This is a genomic window from Staphylococcus sp. HMSC070D05, from assembly GCF_001815595.1.
Classification (GTDB): domain Bacteria; phylum Bacillota; class Bacilli; order Staphylococcales; family Staphylococcaceae; genus Staphylococcus; species Staphylococcus hominis.
The window spans coordinates 25106-42425 of the sequence record NZ_KV821161.1 but is presented as its reverse complement, the minus strand read 5'-3'; the positions used below and the strand labels follow the sequence as shown (position 1 = coordinate 42425).

The 17320-nt window shown below is 32.5% G+C and carries 16 protein-coding genes and 1 pseudogene; 15 read left to right on the top strand and 2 right to left on the bottom strand.

Annotation, left to right across the window (positions count from 1 at the left end):
• The first annotated feature begins 79 nt into the window (after positions 1 to 79).
• The 4 genes from panB to HMPREF3046_RS10475 all read left to right on the top strand — a co-directional run bounded on the left by panB (position 80) and on the right by HMPREF3046_RS10475 (position 2877).
• A complete protein-coding gene (gene panB / locus HMPREF3046_RS10490) occupies positions 80 to 907 on the top strand; it encodes a 3-methyl-2-oxobutanoate hydroxymethyltransferase (RefSeq protein ID WP_064206841.1) in 828 nt (275 codons plus the stop codon).
• Positions 891 to 1742, top strand: a complete 852-nt coding sequence (panC, locus tag HMPREF3046_RS10485; RefSeq protein WP_064206840.1) for a pantoate--beta-alanine ligase — start codon at positions 891 to 893, stop codon at positions 1740 to 1742. The genes panB and panC overlap by 17 nt, the downstream gene beginning before the upstream one ends.
• Before the next feature lie 5 nt (positions 1743 to 1747).
• Positions 1748 to 2131 (top strand): aspartate 1-decarboxylase, encoded by a 384-nt coding sequence (panD, locus tag HMPREF3046_RS10480; RefSeq protein WP_002449536.1) that lies wholly within the window; start codon positions 1748 to 1750, stop codon positions 2129 to 2131.
• A gap of 149 nt (positions 2132 to 2280) precedes the next feature.
• A complete protein-coding gene (locus HMPREF3046_RS10475) occupies positions 2281 to 2877 on the top strand; it encodes a hypothetical protein (protein WP_064206839.1) in 597 nt (198 codons plus the stop codon).
• Between the two features lie 126 nt (positions 2878 to 3003).
• Here the strand turns inward: HMPREF3046_RS10475 and HMPREF3046_RS10470 are convergent, their stop codons facing one another.
• Entirely contained in the window at positions 3004 to 3684 is a 681-nt protein-coding gene (locus tag HMPREF3046_RS10470; protein ID WP_070719377.1) for a M15 family metallopeptidase, read from the bottom strand.
• A 204-nt stretch (positions 3685 to 3888) separates the two neighbouring features.
• On the opposite strand from HMPREF3046_RS10470, the gene HMPREF3046_RS10465 reads away from it, so the two are divergent.
• The 10 genes and pseudogenes from HMPREF3046_RS10465 (at position 3889) to HMPREF3046_RS10420 (ending at position 15250) form a co-directional block, all read left to right on the top strand.
• Entirely contained in the window at positions 3889 to 4764 is an 876-nt protein-coding gene (locus HMPREF3046_RS10465; protein ID WP_070719374.1) for a hypothetical protein, read from the top strand.
• 52 nt (positions 4765 to 4816) lie between these two features.
• A pseudogene (locus HMPREF3046_RS10460) lies at positions 4817 to 5323 on the top strand (ArsB/NhaD family transporter); the annotation flags it as partial.
• 304 nt (positions 5324 to 5627) lie between these two features.
• Positions 5628 to 7022, top strand: a complete 1395-nt coding sequence (locus HMPREF3046_RS10455) for a YfcC family protein (protein WP_070719371.1) — start codon at positions 5628 to 5630, stop codon at positions 7020 to 7022.
• Positions 7023 to 7319: 297 nt separating this feature from the next.
• Positions 7320 to 8099, top strand: a complete 780-nt coding sequence (locus HMPREF3046_RS10450) for a (S)-acetoin forming diacetyl reductase (protein ID WP_070719369.1) — start codon at positions 7320 to 7322, stop codon at positions 8097 to 8099.
• Between the two features lie 464 nt (positions 8100 to 8563).
• Positions 8564 to 8788 (top strand): hypothetical protein, encoded by a 225-nt coding sequence (locus HMPREF3046_RS10445; protein ID WP_256278233.1) that lies wholly within the window; start codon positions 8564 to 8566, stop codon positions 8786 to 8788.
• A gap of 152 nt (positions 8789 to 8940) precedes the next feature.
• Positions 8941 to 10284: a glucose transporter GlcP gene (locus tag HMPREF3046_RS10440; protein WP_064206854.1), complete on the top strand. Its 1344-nt coding sequence runs from the start codon at positions 8941 to 8943 to the stop codon at positions 10282 to 10284.
• Between the two features lie 100 nt (positions 10285 to 10384).
• The gene (locus tag HMPREF3046_RS10435; protein WP_070719368.1) at positions 10385 to 12088 is read left to right on the top strand and encodes an ABC-ATPase domain-containing protein; all 1704 of its coding nucleotides are present in this window, start codon (positions 10385 to 10387) and stop codon (positions 12086 to 12088) included.
• Positions 12089 to 12457: 369 nt separating this feature from the next.
• A complete protein-coding gene (locus tag HMPREF3046_RS10430) occupies positions 12458 to 12898 on the top strand; it encodes a MarR family winged helix-turn-helix transcriptional regulator (RefSeq protein ID WP_064206856.1) in 441 nt (146 codons plus the stop codon).
• 17 nt (positions 12899 to 12915) lie between these two features.
• Positions 12916 to 14259 carry a dihydrolipoyl dehydrogenase family protein gene (locus HMPREF3046_RS10425; RefSeq protein WP_070719365.1) on the top strand — a complete coding sequence of 448 codons (1344 nt, stop codon included), beginning with the start codon at positions 12916 to 12918 and terminating at the stop codon, positions 14257 to 14259.
• Positions 14260 to 14392: 133 nt separating this feature from the next.
• Complete coding sequence (locus tag HMPREF3046_RS10420) at positions 14393 to 15250, top strand: ABC transporter substrate-binding protein (protein ID WP_070719362.1); 858 nt, start codon at positions 14393 to 14395, stop codon at positions 15248 to 15250.
• A 75-nt stretch (positions 15251 to 15325) separates the two neighbouring features.
• Here the strand turns inward: HMPREF3046_RS10420 and HMPREF3046_RS10415 are convergent, their stop codons facing one another.
• Positions 15326 to 16321, bottom strand: coding sequence for a YeiH family protein (locus tag HMPREF3046_RS10415; protein ID WP_070719361.1), 996 nt, complete (start codon positions 16319 to 16321; stop codon positions 15326 to 15328).
• 114 nt (positions 16322 to 16435) lie between these two features.
• Between HMPREF3046_RS10415 and HMPREF3046_RS10410 the strand changes: the two genes are divergently transcribed.
• The gene (locus tag HMPREF3046_RS10410) at positions 16436 to 17257 is read left to right on the top strand and encodes a LysR family transcriptional regulator (RefSeq protein WP_070719359.1); all 822 of its coding nucleotides are present in this window, start codon (positions 16436 to 16438) and stop codon (positions 17255 to 17257) included.
• Positions 17258 to 17320 lie beyond the last annotated feature (63 nt).

The following is a 17320-nucleotide window of genomic DNA, read 5'->3' as shown; positions in this document are numbered from 1 at the left end:
TAACTTTCCTTTCTTTAAAATATTACATATAATTATACGTGATATTATTGAGATAATGTTATAGGAGATTGATAAAATAATGAAAAATTTGTCAAAACTTATGGAAATGAAGCAAAATGGTACAAAAATTTCAATGGTTACAGCATACGATTATCCCAGTGCAAAACAAGCGCAACAAGCCAATATTGATATGATTCTAGTTGGTGATTCGCTAGGAATGACAGTTTTAGGTTATGATACAACCACTCAAGTTACTTTAGATGATATGATTCATCATGGTAAAGCTGTTCGTCGAGGCGCCGATGATACATTTATCGTTGTAGACTTACCTATCGGAGCGGTAGGCGTAAGTGCGGAGCATGATTTAAATCATGCGATAACGTTATATCAACAAACCAATGCGAATGCATTAAAAGCAGAAGGTGCCCATTTAACTGACTTCATTAAAAAATCGACACAAATTGGTATTCCAATTGTTGCACATCTTGGTTTAATGCCACAAAGCGTAGGTGTGATGGGTTACAAGTTACAAGGCGGTACAAAAGACGCAGCAGAACAACTTATTCGCGATGCACATGCTGTTCAAGAAGCGGGTGCCGTGGCGTTAGTATTAGAAGCTATTCCAAGTGACTTAGCTGGATTAATTAGTAAACAATTAGACATTCCAGTTATTGGTATTGGGGCAGGCAAAGATACAGACGGACAAGTATTGGTGTATCACGATATGTTGAATTATGGCGTAGAACGTTATGCTAAATTCGTAAAACAGTTTGCAGATTTATCAGTAGGCATTGATGGTATTAAGCAATATGATAAAGAAGTGAAAGCAGGAGAATTTCCTACAGAAGCACATACGTATAAGAAAAAAGTATTAGATGAGGTTGATAAAAATGACACAAGTAATTAATACTGTAAAAGAGATGCAAGCGATCGCACAACACATAAAAGCGTCTGGTCAATCAATAGGTTTCATTCCAACAATGGGTGCACTTCATGAAGGACATTTAAGCATGATGCGACGTTCAGTTGAAGAAAACGATGTGACAGTCATTAGTGTATTTGTAAATCCATTACAATTTGGACCAAATGAAGATTATGATGCATATCCTCGTCAAATTGATAAGGATGTTTCTTTAGTTAAAGATATTCATGTCGATTATGTATTCCACCCTTCCGCTCAAGAGATGTATCCAGATGAATTAGGCGTCACATTAAAGGTGGGACGTCTAGGGGAAGTCTTAGAAGGCCCACAACGTCCTGGACATTTTGATGGTGTCGTTACAGTAGTGAATAAATTATTTAATATCGTAACTCCTAATAAGGCTTATTTTGGTAAAAAAGATGCACAACAGTTAGCAATTATTGAGAAAATGGTAAAAGATTTTAATCATCCTATTGAAATTGTTGGCGTCGATATAGTACGTGAAGACGATGGACTTGCGCGTAGTTCTCGGAATGTCTATTTGACTGATGAAGAACGTAAAGAAGCGGTTCATCTAAGTAAAAGTTTAACATTAGCTAAAGATATGTATGAAGAAGGTGAACGTCGAAGTCATATGCTCGTAGGTGCAATAAAGACATACTTACAAGAACATACAAGTGGTCACATCGATGAAGTCGCAATTTATAGTTATCCAGAACTAGAAGTCGTTAATGAAATAAAGGGTCAAATTTTTATTGCTTTAGCTGTCAAATTTTCTAAAGCACGTCTAATAGATAATATTATTTTAGGGAGTAAATAGAGAAAATGATTAGAACAATGATGAATAGTAAAATTCATAGAGCACGTGTCACAGAATCCAATTTAAATTATGTAGGGAGTATTACGATCGATGCTGATATTTTAGATGCGGTTGATATTCTTCCAAATGAAAAGGTTGCGATAGTAAATAATAATAATGGGGCACGTTTTGAAACATATGTGATTGCAGGCGAACGTGGCAGTGGGAAAATTTGTCTAAACGGTGCTGCCTCTCGCTTAGTAGAAGTCGATGATATAGTTATTATTATGACTTATGTACAGTTGGACGAACGTGAATTAATCGATCATGCACCTAAAGTCGCGATTATGAACGAAAATAATGAAATAATTCAAATGATTCATGAAAAAGAAAATACAATAATTAAGTAATTAAGAGTGTAGGTAGGCTAAAAAATTTGTACTTATTATTTATAAAATTCTTTATTTCTCTTTAATAAACTATTACAAAATGTTAAAAATAAATTAATACATAATATTTTAAACAACTATTTTGTAATTTGTTATAAAGGAAGTACATAATGTATTTTAAGAAACTAACTATTTTAATATTGTCTTCTAGTTTTTTGTTAGCCTCGTGTGAAGATATTAATATTAACGTTGTTCAAGATGACAAAAGTGATAACTCTAACATTTCAAAGCAGCAACATCAAACGCAACAACAATATAATAATCGAAATCAGCAACAACGAAATAAAACAATCACTCTGGATAAGGCGAGAGCAATTGCGAGTGATGAACTTAATGCAAATGGTAGTTTTTATACAACTGAAGATTTGATTTATAGAAAAGATAAAAGTAATGCTAATCAAGCATTTTTTGAAACACCATTGTTTGGAATCAATAGTTCTGTTAAACAGCATGTTATGATTAACAGAAACAATGGAAAAATAATTGAAAAAGATGGAGGGCCACCATCACAAGATGGTCCGATACGTTCTGAAAATGGAAAAGTTGAGTATCAAGTTTATAATCAGCTAGTTAAATATTACAATAATTATGTATATAGATCGGGAGATCCAGTTTACCATTATGCTGATAAGCCAGTAACAGTTGAGCAATATAATAAAGTCAGTAAACTAGTTTGGGAGTATATTGATCAACAATTACACTCATAATAACTCAATAAATTAAAGTTAGATTACTAAGATGTTCAACGTGAAACATTTAGATGCATATAAAAAAACCATGAGTGAGCCTTATCCTACTCATGGTTTTTTGTAATAAGTTTCTTGATGAATCAATTATTTTAATCCTACATATTCTTCTAATGTTTTACCAGATTGATATACTTTGGTTGCAGTATCTTTTCCTAAATAACGTAAATGCCATGGTTCATATTGAAAACCTGTTACTTTTTCTTTTCCTTTGGGATATCTCACAATAAAACCGTATTTGTGTGCATTTTTCGCAATCCATTGACCTTCTTTTGTTTTTCCGAAACTGGCATATAAATTTTTATCTGAATTGACACCACCAACGTCAAATGTAAGCCCTGTTTGATGTTCTGAGTAGCCAGGACGTGCGCTATACTTATCTGCAGCTTTTTTACCATCACGTGCAACGTAGCGATTATATAGTTGTACTTGAGTAGAATAACTTCTGTAACCACTTATTTTGTATAATTGGATTCCATCCTTTTGTGCAGCACTAAATAATTGTTGTAAGGCTTGTTGGGCTTTTGGATCTTCACCAGGATTATAATTGGAAGGAAGACCAATATCTTTGTTTACAATTAAGACACCATCGACATACGTACGACCGTCTTTAATGACTTTTGTGTGTTTTTGTTGATTGTCATAACTTTTATTAGTTTGAGATGTTTGTTTAGTATTATTTTCATTTTTACCATTATTATCATTACTATGTGAGCAAGCTGAAAGTAATAAAGCGCTTGTTATTAGGATTGCAGAGAATTTTTTCATGCTTAAACTCCTTTAAACTTTAATTGCTATAAACAATAATGAAACATTGTACACAGTATAACATAGTTTTTTAATTATATAAGACGCAACTTTTATGAAAAAGTGGTATTTTAACAAAATTTATATTTATCTTCCCCTTCAAATAATGTATAAATAATGTATAGTATATTAATAAAATGAGAAGAATGTATGAGGGGCCAATAGATGAAAAAAATTTTATTTTTGGGTAGTATCATGATGATGTTATTAGCTGCTTGTAGTACGCATGAATCTTCAAAAGAAGATCATAAATCAAAATCAAATCAAAATAACGTTCAAAAAGCTAAAAAGAACGAATCAGATAAAAAAGATGAAACTTCATCGACCAATACGTCTAAATTATCAACGAAAGAACGATTAGCATTAGTATTTTGTATTGATGGTGTCGATCAATATACATTGACTAAAAATGAAATTTTAACTGGAATTTATGAATATAGATTACCTACGGGCAAACATAATTATAAATTAGTTGATTTTACATTAGTCAAAGTGAAACAACCAGTAAAGCATGCACCGAAACATATGGAGTTTTTTATGGTTTATCCAGATAAAAGTACAAAACAATCACTGATTGGGGTTAATAAAGATACCATTTACGTGGGACGTATGCAAAGAGGGACATTGGATTATAATGATTTACTTAATAAGGGGAAAGAAGCTAGCTTAGAAGACGTATATAAAGATAATAAAGAAAACAAAGCTTTGCCAGAACTTACAAGCAAAATACACATTTCGAATTCATTACCTCATAGTGCAAAGAATCAAGGTAACCCATTAGATTCAAATGATTTGGAAAAATCTGGAAGTGTAAATACACGTTATCGTAATGAAGTGTATCAACTTATTTCTGATTTTGATGAAGTAGAATTGAAAAAATCAGGATATTTATGGGATGATGTGAAAATGACAGATCATAATGGGAATTGGATTGTGAATTATCGTAACAAAAAAGGTGAAATTCTAGGCACTTATAGAACAAAACATGGAAAGATTCAAAAGTTAGATGAAAAAGGTAACATTGTAAAAGAAGAAAAATAAATCATCGTTTAATAAAACGTTGTGAGAGGATTAAATTAAATCTTGTCATAACGTTTTTCTTATTTTAGCAGCACAATCAAACGCTGTAAGTTAGAAAAGTGATTAAAGGAGCACCATGGAATATTGTGATTTTTTCAATTGGTATGTATTTAGTGGTCTTTGGATTGAAGAACATTGGTATTACAAGTATGTTAGGACAGATATTTTCAGCAATATCCAATTACGGACTGTTTACAATTATCATGGGCGTAGGTTTCATCTCGGCTATATTATCTTATATGATGAATAATTTACCGACCGTACTCATTGATGCGATTGCTACTTATCAATCACAAGCAATGCATATACTTAAAGAAGATATGATTTATGCTAATATGATTGGACCTGATTTGGGCCCTAAGATTACACCTATTGGTTAACACTATTATGGCTTCATGTCTTATCACAAAAGGGAATTAAAATATCGCGGGGCACTTATTTTAAAACAGGTATTATCATAACGATTCCAGTCTTATTTATAACTTTATTAGGATTATATATTACATTACAGCTCTTATAAAAAAAGCCAAAAATCTTTTGATTTCTGGTTTTTAATCATTTAAGTGACGATAAAATATAATATTACCGCGATAACTTTTTCTGAATAAGGCATTGACAATCAATATCTAGCATGACATTCGTAGGGATATCATGAAGTATGTCATGTTTAATAGTAAATATTGCATAATCTTCTTTGAAATAACAGTACGTGATGCATTTAATAAATAGTTATAAAAATTGTAATCTTATCATTTAATTATAAATAAGGTATGATAATAAATATATTTTATATTCAAAGTTCATATAAAAAAGGATGGGATACTATGGAACAAAAGAAAGAAGGGAAATTTAAATTAAAGACGCCACATACTTATGCAATATTAATGTTTATTATTCTAGTTGCTTGGCTTATGACATATATTATTCCAGCAGGAGAATATGTTAGAGAAAAGAAAAATGGACAAACATTAGTGGTGTCAGGTACATATCACACTATTTCGTCAGAACACATTAATTTTTTAAATATTTTTAGAGCAATTCCAGAAGGACTTATAAGTGGAGGCGAAATTGTATTTTATGTATTTTTAGTAGGTGGTGCATTTGGGATTGTGCATAAGACAGGTGCATTTGAAAATGGCGTCAATAAAGCTATGAGAACATTAGGAAAAGCGAATTTTTTAATGATTCCTTTAACTATGACGGCTTTTTCAATTTTAGGTTTTACGATTGGTTTGGCAGAGGAAACGATTATTTTTGTTCCAATTGGTATTATTATTGCACGAACATTAGGATATGATGCATTGACAGGAGCAGCTATGGTGATTTTAGGGGCCTCGAGTGGGTTTAGTGGAGGAATGTTAAATCCATTTACAGTAGGGGTCGCTCAAACTGTTGCGGAACTTCCGATGTTCTCTGGTTGGGGGCTTCGTACCATCATATATCTCCTTATACTAATCACTGCTATTACAACTGTCATGGTCTATGCAAATAAAGTCAAACAAGATAAGACGAAGAGTATTGTATATCATTTAGAACAAGAAGAAGGACTTATTCAACAAGATATTGAATATCAACACTTTAGTAAAAAACAAGCAGGTAGTTTAATCATTATTATGGCCACAATAATATTTAATGTTTTTGGTATTTTTAAATTCGGATGGGGCTTTAACGAAATGAGTGCCAATTTTTTACTTGCAGGTATTTTAGCGGGATTTGTAGGTGGGCTTGGTTTCAATGGAACATTTGATGCCTTAGTTGAAGGAATGCAAAATATTCTATTTGGCGCGATGATTGTTGGATTTGCAAAAGGAATTATCGTTTTATTAGAGAATGGAAAAATTATTGATACTATTGTTCATGGAATGACGACGTTACTAACAGATGTACCCTCGTCATTAGTCATTATCGCAATGTTCATATTGCAATTTATGCTTAACTTTTTTATCCCATCAGGATCAGGTCAAGCTTTAACGACTATGCCATTGATGGTGCCTATTTCAGATTTACTTAACATTAATCGACAATTGACAGTGCTTGCCTTCCAATATGGTGATGCAATCAGTAATATTCTATTTCCTACATCAGCAATTTTAATGGGAGCCCTAGCTGTAGGTAAAATTTCTTATACGGAATGGGTGAAGTTTGTATGGAAACCTATATTAATATGGATAATGATATGTAGCGTTGCTATGTCTATTGCTTTAGTAATAGGACACTAAAAAAGAAATAGGGTAAGACTAACGGTTGTATGAAGTTAGTGAGAAGGATGTCTTAAAAAGATATAAATAGCAAAGGTATTAAATAATGTCTACCTTTAAGATGCTTGTTTTAATCATTAAAGATCGTTTATAGCCTTAGTAAATAAAATATATAAATTGTTCTTCTGTGCCACTATTTATGGAATAAAGGAGTAAAGTTAAAACTTTGTTCAAAAGTTCACAAACTTTTCATAGTATTTTACATACAAAGTGCTAACATAATAATTGAAAGTTATATTACTTTAAGAGGTGTAATAAATGGGCAATTCTAAAAAAGTAGCACTTGTTACAGGTGCAGCACAAGGTATTGGTTTCAAAATAGCAGAACGTTTATTTAACGACGGTTTTAGCGTTGCTATCGTCGATTTTAATGAAGAAGGCGCAAAAAAAGCTGCTGAAGCACTTTCAAAAGAAGGTCAAGAAGCAGTAGCGTTTAGAGCTGACGTATCTGACCGTGAAAATGTTTTTGATGTGACACGTAAAGTTGTAGAACATTTTGGAGAGTTAAATGTAATCGTAAATAATGCTGGCCTAGGACCAACAACACCTATCCATACAGTCACACCTGAACAATTTAATCAAGTTATTGGAGTAAATGTTGGAGGCGTATTCTGGGGCATTCAAGCGGCTTTAGAACAATTTGAAAAATTAGGTCATGGCGGTAAAATTATAAACGCAACATCTCAAGCAGGTGTTGAAGGTAATGCGGGATTATCGTTATACAGTAGTACGAAATTCGCAGTTCGTGGATTAACTCAAGTTGCTGCGCGTGATTTAGCTGACAAAGGCATTACAGTAAATGCATTTGCACCAGGTATCGTTGAAACACCTATGATGGAAGGTATTGCTAAAAAATTAGCCGAAGAAAATAATCAACCAGAAGAATGGGGTTGGAAACAATTCACTGATCAAATCACATTAAAACGTTTATCTAAACCAGAAGATGTAGCCAATGTAGTTGGTTTCTTAGCTAGCAGTGATTCTGATTATATTACTGGTCAAACTATTATTGTCGACGGCGGTATGAGATTCCACTAATTTAAATAACAAATATATATTATTATTTTTAAAACTGACACGCGCTCCAAAAGTTGGACTTAAAATCTAACTTTTGGGGCGCGTTTTTATATTCTTTTAGCAGATAATATCTGCATATTGGTGAAATACTTAATCTTATTGCTTTTTATGTAGTGATCTAATTGATGACAACGTTACCTTTCCTATAAATACATACCAATAATGATTGGACCCATCGTAATTGTATAACTCATTAAAAATGAGTATTTAGTAAAAAATAATAAACAATAGAAGCTAATACACCTATAAATAACAAAAATATTTAGAGACGCAATCAAAAATAAAATCCTCTTATTTAGATATTTATCAATAAGGGTGTTTTATATTTTAAAAAAATAATGATATATAGTAAATTTAAATGTAAATATAGTATATAATGTTATTAATATCTTACAGAAAGGAAGACATCAATGAGATTAAACAATATGAATATAGTTTCTGGTATCTTATGTGTATTATCATTTCTACTTGCAGTTTCGATTACATTTACAGATATGTTTTGGTATTTACCTGGCTTTTTTGTCATGCTATTGTCAGTGGTTTCAAGTGTTGTAGGTCTAATGAGTGGCAGCAAAGTATTTAATAGTATCACGTTATTTTTAACAATTATTTTCTTTCTTATTTTTTCAAGTCCATTATTACTTGCTTAGAAAAGAAAACGATTTTATATCATACTAATATGAACGGCAATCTTTACAGCTATAATGTGAAGATTGCTTTTTTAAATTAAATTAAAAAAATATTGAAACGCTTTCAATTAGTACGTATAATATTTACTAGTTTGAAAAAGGAAGGATATTATATGAAAGTAAATAAATATTTGATTTTTATTTTGGGTGCTTTAGGAGGTTTGCTTTACGGTTATGATAACGGCATTATTTCCGGCGCATTACTTTATATTCCTAAAGATATCCCTTTACATAATAGTGTGATGGAAGGATTAGTCGTATCATCAATGCTTTTCGGAGCGATTGTTGGTGCAGGGGGAAGCGGACCATTATCAGATAAAATTGGTCGCCGTCGTTTAGTATTATTTATTGCGTTAGTATTTATTGTAGGCTCACTTGTTTTAGCGTTTTCGACTAATATTGCAATGCTTATTATTGGTCGTGTCATAGTTGGACTTGCCGTAGGGGGTTCAATGTCAACAGTACCTGTGTATCTTACTGAAATGGCTCCTACAGAACTACGTGGATCCTTAGGTTCACTTAACCAATTAATGATTACCATTGGTATCTTATCAGCCTATTTGGTGAACTATGCTTTTGCAGATATGGGCGCTTGGCGTTGGATGTTAGGCTTAGCTGTGGTTCCTTCCCTTATTTTATTAGTCGGGGTAGCATTTATGCCTGAAAGTCCACGTTGGTTACTTGAAAATAAAAGTGAGAAAGCAGCGCGTGATGTAATGAAAATTACATATAATCCAGATGCAATTGATGCTGAAATTAAGGAAATGAAAGAAATAGCTTCTAATTCAGAGTCAACATTCTCAGTGATTAAATCACCTTGGTTACGTCCAACACTGATTATTGGATGTATCTTTGCGATTTTTCAACAATTTATCGGTATCAATGCAGTTATTTTCTATGCCCCAACGATTTTTACTAAAGCAGGTCTAGGTGGTTCTGCTTCAATTATCGGTACAGTCGGTATTGGTGTGGTAAACGTATTAGTAACGATTTTAGCACTATTTATCGTTGACCGTGTGGATCGTAAAAAACTCCTCGTTGTAGGGAACCTTGGAATGATTGCTTCATTAGTCATTATGGCGATGCTTATCTGGTCAATCGGTATTCAATCATCAGCTTGGGTTATTATCATTTGTTTATCATTATTCATCGTGTTCTTTGGAATTTCATGGGGCCCAGTTTTATGGGTCATGTTACCTGAATTATTCCCAACACGTGCAAGAGGAGCAGCAACAGGCATTGCAGCATTAGTATTAAACTTTGGTACGTTAATCGTTGCACAATTATTCCCAATTTTAAATCATCATTTAGATACAGAATGGGTATTCTTAATTTTTGCTGCTATTGGCGTACTAGCGATGTCCTTTGTAATTAAGTATCTTCCAGAAACACGTGGTCGCAGTTTAGCTGAAATTGAACATGAGTTACGATTACGTACAGGTGTTAAATCTGAATAACGTATGTATATCGCTACTTCAATGATTTGGAGTAGTGATTTTTTATTTTTTTAAAAAAGGGTAAACATAAACAAGCAATACTATGAACGGAGGAATTAAGATGAAACAGTCAAAAGATTTAGAACGATTACTTAAATCTTTAGACGGACAAAAATATGGCGCTTATAAACGAACGAAAGGGATATATCAATTTGATCAATTCCGTCTAGCTATAGATCATGTTCAAGTCGATCCTTTTGCGTCACCTTCAAAAATGCGTGTCATTATTGGGAAACATGAGACTGAAATTCCTAATGAATTATTAGATACTAAAGATAAACGTATAGCGACTTCAGACTTTTTAACTCGAACAGTGGAGACCCAGTTAAAACATTTCAATCGTACAGTGAAAGGTTCAGGTAAAAATGGGAAGATCTTTATCGATCATCCAGGACAAGAAATACTCGAACGTACATCTGTAGTGATTAATGATAAAGATATTGAAATACGTATTGAAGTTGGACTACCAGCAGCTGGACGTAAGATTCTAGGAAAAGTAGCATCACATACGATAATACATGGCATTCCTCAAATGGTAGAAAAAGCGATACAATACGAAAATTTAAATCAACAAGCATTGAACGAACAAGTCGCATTAAAACTAGATCAGACCTATATTAGACAACAGCTTGAAACAGAACATTTAGTCGCATTTGTGGCAAATGGTTCAATCTTGCCAAGAAAAAGTGGTGTTTCAGACGCTCCAATGAAAGGTGCCATTCAATTCACAAGTCCTAAGAAATTTGAACATACATTCAATCTTCCAAGTGGTCAGGTAGTCACAGGGATGGCTATTCCACAAGGGATTACACTTATTGTCGGTGGGGGTTACCATGGTAAATCGACACTATTAGAAGCGCTTGAGCGTAGTGTATATGATCACATTCAACATGACGGTCGAGAATTCGTGGTGACTCAACATGATGCGATGAAAATACGTGCTGAGGATGGTCGAAACGTTGAAAATGTCGATATTAGTCCATTTATTGATAATCTTCCAGGAAAGAAAGATACGACACACTTTTCTACAGAAAACGCAAGTGGTAGTACATCTCAAGCCACAAATGTAATCGAAGCTTTAGAAGCAGAAAGTTCATTATTATTAGTCGATGAAGATACATCAGCTACTAATTTTATGATTCGTGATGGTCGTATGCAACAATTGATTGCTCCTGAAAAAGAACCAATTACTCCATTTTCTAATAAAGTAAAATCATTATATGAAGATTATAATGTTTCTACTATTCTTATTGTTGGGGGTTCAGGAGATTACTTTGACGTTGCTGACCAAGTGTTAATGATGGATGAATATCATTTAAAAGATGTAACAGAAGAAGCAAAAGAAATAACGAATACTGAGGGCTATAAGCGAGAAATTGAGGGTGATCAATCATTTGGAGTGCTATCTCACCGCATACCGTTAACGGATTCTTTCTCTAAAAAAGGAAAAGAAAATCGTTTTAAAGCAAAAGGATTACATTCTATTATGTATGGTCATGACCGTATTAATCTAACAGGATTAGAACAACTTGTGGATGATAGTCAGACAAACGCTATTACGATGATGTTAGATTACTTTAGACGTCATGGCATCAATAATCAGAATTCCATAATTCAAGCAACAAATGAGATGTATCACTTAATTGAGCATGAAGGGTTAGAAGCGCTCTCTCATTTTAATGGACATCCTGGACATCTTGCCTTACCTCGTAAACAAGAATTTATCGGTACCTTAAATCGATATAGAGGATTGAAAGTGAAGTAAAAAGAGTATATATTCTCTTTTTTAGTAGGCGGGTAGTCTTACTTTTAAAAAATTAAAAGTCTGCTTAATAGTGAAGCATCTAAATTAATAACGGAAGAATACGGAAAACCACAAAAAGAAGATTAAAAAATAAATATTTGTAGATTGAACATAAGTAAATCATGGACTCATTTTTCTTTTTATTAAAGGAAAGTGAGTCTTTTCTAATTAAAATAGCAAAAGTGTTAGGGGAGTGAAACAACAAATTTAAAATAAATTCTACCCTGCATCTTCAATAGTTTAGAAATGTTTGGATATTTATCATTTTATTAATCGTGCGCGATTGTTTATACTAAAATAAATCTTGCGCGATTGAAAAGAGGTGTTGTATTGGACAAGAACGAGATGACTTTAGCAAATCAATTATGTTTTTCTGCATATAATGTGAGTCGCTTATTTGCTCAATTTTATGAACAACAACTAAAGCCATTTGGATTAACCTATTCACAATATTTAGTGTTACTTGCTCTATGGGAAGAAGATAAACGGACATTACACGACATTGGTAAGCAACTTGACTTATCAAGTAATACATTAACACCACTGCTAAAAAGATTAGAACAAGCCGGTTGGGTGACAAGAACTCGTGCAGCAACAGACAAACGTCAATTAATTGTGACATTAACTGATAAATCCTATCAGCAACAAGATGCCATCTTTGAAGCGGTAGCCGATTGTTTACCTTCGAATATGAACAAAGCAGATTATAGCCAAGCGAAAGAGATATTAAATCAATTAGAACATACGTTGAAACAACTCACTAAAAAATAAAGAAGAGGATGAGTTATATGAAAAAATATGATGTTACATTTATTGGTAGTGGACATGCAGCATGGCACGCAGCTTTAACTTTAAAACAAGCAGGTAAAGAAGTAGCCATTATTGAAAAAGAACGTATTGCTGGAACATGTACGAATTGGGGTTGTAACGCTAAAATTTTACTTGAGAATCCGTTTGAAGTATTAGAAGAAGCAACACATTATCCAGGTATTATTGAATCAAAAGATCTTAAAGTAAACTGGTCTAACTTAATGGATTATAAACATCAAGTGATCCATCCTATGGCAGATTTTCTAAAATCAATGTTCGAAAAACAAGATATTGATGTCTATATGGGCGCGGGTGTTATTAAAGATGAACATACAATTGAAGTAAATGGCGATACATTAGAAACAGAAAATATTGTGATTGCGACAGGTCAACACAGTAATCAATTACCTATTGAAGGTAAAGAATATACACATGATAGTCGTGACTTCTTATCAATGGAAGAAGCACCAAAAAGTATCACATTTATCGGTGGCGGTATTATCAGTATCGAATTTGCGTCTATCATGATTAAAACAGGCGCTGACGTTTATGTGGTTCATCATACAGATGAGATTTTACCAGGATTTAACCGTAATCATGTCGATAAATTAGTTAAAAAATTAGAAGATGAAGGCGTTAAATTCTATCTAAATGAAAATACAAATGCAGTTAAAAAAGAAGGAGACGCGTTTACACTTACAACTGAATCTGGATTATCAATCAACACGGAATATGTACTTGATGCAACAGGAAGAGTGCCAAATGTTGAAGGTATTGGATTAGAGAATGTCGGTATCAATTATAGTAAAAAAGGAATCGAAGTGGATGACTATTTAAGAACAAATGTTAAAAATATTTATGCAAGTGGCGATGTATTAAATAAAACAGTTCCTAAATTAACGCCAACTGCGACGTTTGAATCAAACTACATTGCTGCACATATTTTAGGTATGGTACAAGATGAAATTAAATATCCAGCTATTCCTTCAGTACTTTATTCACTTCCCCGCTTATCACAAATTGGTGTGACTGTAGAAGACGCAAAAGAAAATGAACAATATACAGTGAAACATGTTCCATTTGGTAAACAAATGGTCTTTGAGTATAAAAATGAAGCAGAAGCTGAAATGTATATTGTACTAGATGAACATAAACACTTAGTAGGTGCTGAAATCTATGCAGATGCTGCCAATGATTTAGTAAACTTACTTGTATTTATTATTAATCAACGTATGACAGCGGAAGATTTAAATCAACTTATCTTTGCATTTCCAGGTGCTTCAAGTGGTGTGATTGATTTATTAAAAATGAACATGTTATAAGAATTTAAAAACGGTTAGTCCATGTGGCTAATCGTTTTTTTATAAAAGAATGAAATGTTTAAATTTCTCTAAAACGTAAATAACTATATTGTACGAAAAATGAAATGTCATCTTATTTGGAGGGATTTATATTATGGCTAAAGAATTTGAAACGAATGGTGTTAAAGTAGAAATACCAGATGAATTAGAATCAGTTGTTGCGTTAGAATATTCTTTTGTAGAAGCATTAGCTAAATTAGAATTGAATGTCACAGGTATTGCTGATGACAAAGATAAAAATAACTTAGAAAATTCTATTAAACACTTAGTAGGTAACTACACATCTGTTGGTTCACGTTTAGAGCCTGATGCAGAATTAATTAAAAAAGCAGAACCACAATTAATCTTAGCAGATAAGACAAGACATGAATCAATATTTGAAAAATTAAATGCGGCAGCACCAACAGTATTATTAGAAAGCTTTGATGCTAACTACGACCAAAGTATTGAAACATTTAAACAAATTGCAGAACTCGTATCTAAAGAAGATAAAGGCCGTGAACTTGTTGTTCAACACAATGAAAAAGTTGAAGACTTAAGCAAAGATATTAAACTTGATAAAGACTTATCAACTATTGCTGCTGTACCAACACATGATGGCTTATATGTTCATGCATCACATTCATACGTTGGACAATTCTTGCAAAAAGTTGGTTTTAATGGTTCTGTTCCTGAAGATATGGAAAACCATCTACCTGAATATATGGGCGCAGATTACTTAAAAGTAGATACAGACCGATTTGCAAGCTTTAATCCAGAACGTATATTTATTATGGTAGATGAAGATAACAAAACAGATTATGAAAAATTAAAAGAAACTGAAGATTGGTCAAATATTGAAGCGGTTCGTAATCAACGTGTGCATGACGTCAATCGTGAACGTTGGGCGAAATACAGAGGCTTAATCGCATCAGAATTAATCTTAGAAGACTTAACAAATATTGAAGAATAATAATTGAAAAAGCGTGCATTTCAAAATAGTGAAATGCACGCTTTTATTTTAAATATAAACATATAACATGTTGACTTATTTAAATATTATAGAAGTAACTAAGAGAGTCACACCAGACAGACAAATTGAAGTTATACATATCACTATGAAAGGTTTAAGTGCTTTTGAAATAACTTCTTTTAAAACGATATTCAATCCTAGAGCAACCATCGCCATTAACATACATACCGTTGTAATAACATTTATAATATTTATAAGTAATGAAGGAATAGGAATAAATGTATTGATACAAGCCATTAAGATAAAGCCAATGAGAAAATAAGGAATATCGACTTTTTGTTGTACTTGACTTGAATGTGACTTATAACGCATATACAAAATTAAGACAATGCTTAATGGAATAAGTAGAAAAACACGCCCCAACTTTCCAATTAAGGCAAGCTTCATAGCGTCTGGTCCACCTACTCCGGCAGCTAAGACGACATGAGCGATTTCATGCAAACTCACACCTGCCCAAGCACCATAAGTCATAGCAGGTAGTCTAAAAGTAGTCTCAATCGCGGTATAGATAAGAGCGAAAACTGTTCCAACTAGAGCAATAATACCGATACTCATTGCAATATCTTTTTCTTTAGATTTAAGAATAGGGGCCGTTGCTGCAATAGCTGCAGCTCCACATACACCTGTTCCGATGGCAAGTAATATAGATATTGGCTTACTTCCTTTAATCAATGTATTAAGAATTAAAGTTAGACTTATAGCAAAAAGAATAACACCGATATCAATAAGTAGTAATTTCCAGCCTTTACCTAGAATATCCCCCATATTTAATTTTAATCCATATAAGATAATCGCAAATTTTAATAAACGTTTCGATGCAAACGTAATACCTGGACGAATGTGTTCTGGATATCCCATCACTTGGCGATATAGCATCGCAAAAATGATAGCAATAGCTAATGCCCCAATCGTATGTAAAATAGGAAATTTAGCTAATATATAACTGATCATTGCGATTATAAATGTAAACATAATACCTTTCATAAATGAAGGCTGCGTTATTGATTTCATATGTACGTTCACCTCAATATGAAATCTTAGCATGTTATTGTTATAACGTTAAATAAATTATTAGTATAGTATATATATCAAAAATGTTATATTAAACTTAAAGGAGAATGATGCATGGATCCGTACAAGGTATTAATTGAAGTAATGAAAACAGAAAGCTTTACTAGAGCAGCAGAACATTTATATACTTCGCAACCTTCTGTGAGTCGTGATATTAAACGTTTAGAATTAAAATATCATGTTAAAATATTTGAATTTAAGTCTCCCTATTTAAAATTAACTAGAGATGGCGAAAAGCTATTACAATATGCATTGCAGCGGGAAAGTATTGAACAAGAATTATGGCAAAACTTAACATCGGAATCTGAAATCATCTCAGGTACTTTAACAATTGGAAGCAGTTATACATATGGTGAATATTTATTATCAGAACAACTTACTAGTCTTATGCAACAATATCCTAAGTTACATATTCATTTACGTGTTAATAATTCAGATTCTGTTATAAATGATATTAAACACAACAGAGTAGATATAGGTATTGTAGAAAAGGAAATTCAAGATAATGCAATAGAATGTAAGAAAATAATGGAAGACGAAATGGTGTATATTTACAAAAAGTCGGTTAAACCTAGAATGGATATATGTTTCGTTAGAGAAAAAGGGTCTGGAACAAGGTTTTATCAGGAAGTAGGTCTTTCTGAGTTGAAATTAAATCCATATTTGGTAGAAATTAATAATATTAAGATTATCAAACAAATGGTAGAGGATGGAAATGGGTTTGCGATTATTTCAAAATCAGCAATTCATCCCGAGGATTATGAAAAATTAATGATAACAACTTTAAATGTGAAACGTCACTATTACCTTGCTCAACATGTTGATAAATATATTGATAAAAATATTAGAGCTGTCATTGAAATGATTATGAAATAGAGTAAATAAAAAAGCCGGATCTTTCTAAAGATTGAAAGATTCAACTTTTTTATTAACACTGCG